This is a genomic window from Bacillus sp. C30 (assembly GCF_040838255.1).
Taxonomy (GTDB): Bacteria; Bacillota; Bacilli; order Bacillales; family Bacillaceae_G; genus Bacillus_A; species Bacillus_A mycoides.
In genome coordinates this window covers 1-2,960 of the sequence record NZ_JBFPJH010000373.1, presented here as the reverse complement: position 1 = coordinate 2,960, position 2,960 = coordinate 1, and the positions used below count along the sequence as shown (strand labels likewise).

The 2,960-nt window shown below is 36.9% G+C and carries 3 protein-coding genes; 1 reads left to right on the top strand and 2 read right to left on the bottom strand.

Annotation, left to right across the window (positions count from 1 at the left end):
• Nucleotides 1-369 precede the first annotated feature (369 nt).
• Nucleotides 370-963 carry a TasA family protein gene (locus AB3X49_RS20430; RefSeq protein ID WP_367964389.1) on the bottom strand — a complete coding sequence of 198 codons (594 nt, stop codon included), beginning with the start codon at nucleotides 961-963 and terminating at the stop codon, nucleotides 370-372.
• 301 nt (nucleotides 964-1,264) lie between these two features.
• On the opposite strand from AB3X49_RS20430, the gene AB3X49_RS20425 reads away from it, so the two are divergent.
• Nucleotides 1,265-2,500, top strand: coding sequence for a peptidoglycan DD-metalloendopeptidase family protein (locus AB3X49_RS20425; protein ID WP_367964386.1), 1,236 nt, complete (start codon nucleotides 1,265-1,267; stop codon nucleotides 2,498-2,500).
• A 223-nt stretch (nucleotides 2,501-2,723) separates the two neighbouring features.
• Here the strand turns inward: AB3X49_RS20425 and AB3X49_RS20420 are convergent, their stop codons facing one another.
• A complete protein-coding gene (locus AB3X49_RS20420; RefSeq protein WP_367964384.1) occupies nucleotides 2,724-2,900 on the bottom strand; it encodes a hypothetical protein in 177 nt (58 codons plus the stop codon).
• Nucleotides 2,901-2,960 lie beyond the last annotated feature (60 nt).

Below are 2,960 nucleotides of genomic sequence, written 5' to 3'. Positions count from 1 at the left end.
CCAAACGCCACTTTATAATCCGTTCTCTATTTTTTAAAACTTTGCAACAGAACCCATTTTTAATTCCAAGCTTCTCCATAATGGCCCGATTGGAATACCCATCCTTTTTCATTTCAATGACTTTCCACTTTACTTCTTCTGGGTAATGAACTCTTGTTTTCAAACCAAAAACACCTCCATTGAATTTGCATACTTAGTATGCGAATTCAGGAGGTGTTTTTTTCATGTACCACTATTCGGGTTCACTTCATTTTGTACTGAAACAAATATAACGGCTTTTTATGTATAATTTGAATTTGCAAATTACTCTATACGATAGCTTGATACATCAAGTGCCTATTTTATCACGAATTTTCTGTGCAGCATTTCTTATCTTTCCCTTCCCTCTGTCTGATTCGCTTGGAATTCCATTTTCAAAGCAATACTATCTCCTTGGAATATATTTTGATCTTTTCCATTGTCTTCAAATATAAACTTCATCCAAAACCAATCCATTTTCCCAGGTTGTAACCCTCGTGATTCCGTCCACTTGAATGCAAATACTTTCTTTGAAACGATTTCTGATCCTTGTTCTTTTAGTTCTGCAAGAGTGGTTTCATAAACAGGGCTCTTTGCTGGATCCCAATCCCAAAGGAATTGTACTTTTATATGCTTACCAAAATCATCTCCCTGATTATTTTTCAGAACATCGTTTACCGTATAATCTATTTTCATCACAACATCTTGAATATCTAACGTACCATTATTTTTCAAGTTGAATTTTTTTAATATTTTATCCCCTGGTTTCAACTGATTTAAATTCAATGAAGTAGTAGGTTGCATAGCTAAATCTAATGTACCCACAGTAAATGTGTTATTCGTTACTACTTGATCGCTAAAATAGGCATATGTTCCCCCACCAATGAAAGATAAACCAAGAGCGGCAGAAACCACTCCTACCCCTAATTTCTTTTTGAATGACATATTTTGTACCTCCTATTATGTTTCTAATCTATTTAAGAACAGAACCCCTTGATATAGATATAGCATGAATAGAGAGAAGTTTATATGAAAATCACAACATGACATATTGAGAAAATTGTATGGCCATCTAGCTTTCCGAAATACATCACTATACAAAGTTACGTGTATCCATAACATCTTGCTTTACATTCTTACTCTCAAGTATAAAATACATACACATACAATTTTCTCATTAATAAATGCTAAATCATAGCATATACCCCTTATGAAAGCTATTTTTATAAACTTAAGGGGTGAAAAAATGAAGTTAGAAAAGAGGACACGATGGATTTTATGTAGTGTATCCCTAGTATTACTGGTAATAGGAGTGGTGTATGCTTCAATATTACGAGAAGACAATTCAAAACCGATGAAGAACGCACTACCCGTGCAAACACCAGAAACTTCAATTAAACATGCTGTTTTACAGGAATTATCGCAACAAAAAAAGAAACAAGGGGAAGAACCACAGATTACAGATACACAAGTGCAGGTGAATCTGAAACGGTTATCTAACGATGGGTACTGGGCATTTGGATCTGTAGTGATATTAGCTCCAAATGTAACAGGAGCATTTCCAGAAGGAAACCTTTTCATTGCAAAACAATCTACTACAAATTGGCAAGTCGCTCTAGAAGGAACGGATTTATTCGGCGAACTCTCACAACAAATTCCCGATGTAATGATGAGCGCACAAGAAAAAAAGACATTTTCTGTACTTGGGAATGCACAGGCTTTCTCACAAAATAGGCCTGAACTTCGGTTACCTTACGAAAAAGGACAATCTTGGGTGATGTCTGGCGGTCCGCATGGATGGTCAGGATCAGATAGACCCTATAGTTCTCTTGATTTATATGGTGGAGACCAACGCGTGTTAGCTGCAGGAGATGGCATAGCTTACACCATGTGCGCAAATAACAGGGGGTGGATCCGTATCTATCATGAAAATGGATATGCCACAGATTACTATCATTTGTGGAATAATATGATACCGAATGGTCAGCCAGTCCAAGAAGGAACCTTTTTAGGTTATACAGGGACGGATGTATCGTGTGGTGGATATGCAAGTGGTCGCCATGTTCATTTTTCCCTTTTGCAGGGCAATACGCGTATACCTTTACAAGGAAAAGAACTAGGTGGCTGGGTATTCTTTGAAACCTCCCCTTATAATGGCTATGCGATGCATGGGAGTACAGTAAGATATACGGGCTATACTTTGTATAATTACGGAAGGCTTCTTGCGAATCAAGGGATTGTAGATGCGAATGGAGGGAGTACGGTAAACCTTCGTACAGGCCCCGGTACGAACTACTCAGTTGTAGGTTCTCTTAATGATGGAGAGGTGGTAACGGTGGCTTGTACTGCAAATGGAGCGACATTTACTGGTCGTAAAGGAAGTACAAATAGATGGAATCAATTAACAAATGGGTATTGGATGAGTGATGCTTATCTGTATACAGGTACAAATGATGCGATAGCTCCTTCTTGTAACAAGTAGCGTATCATACATGTAATAACCTCCAATCCGAACGAGCAAAATCATTATTTTCATCGAGACAGAATGCAGCATCCCTTCTTATACAACAAACAGAAGGTACTTTTGTATACACCTCTGTTTGTTGTACTTGCATCATTCATAAATAAACTATATATGAACTCGCATAAGCGTTTACAAAAAATAACATTCTATTTTTTATTACTTATGTTATGGATTTTTATATTTAACGAATAGACGCGCCATTTTGTATTGCATTTTTCATCCACTGAGGAAGCATAGATGCTTCCGAATGAAAAGCATACTTATTCATAATAAATGGACTCGTAATCCAGCGTTTCATTGGTTTTCCAGTCGCATCTTTATCAAGAAAATAGACGGCTGAATCATTTTCAAACTGCACTAATCCGGTTCTGTTGCAAAGTTTAAAAAAATAGAGAACGGATTATAAAGTGGCGTTTGG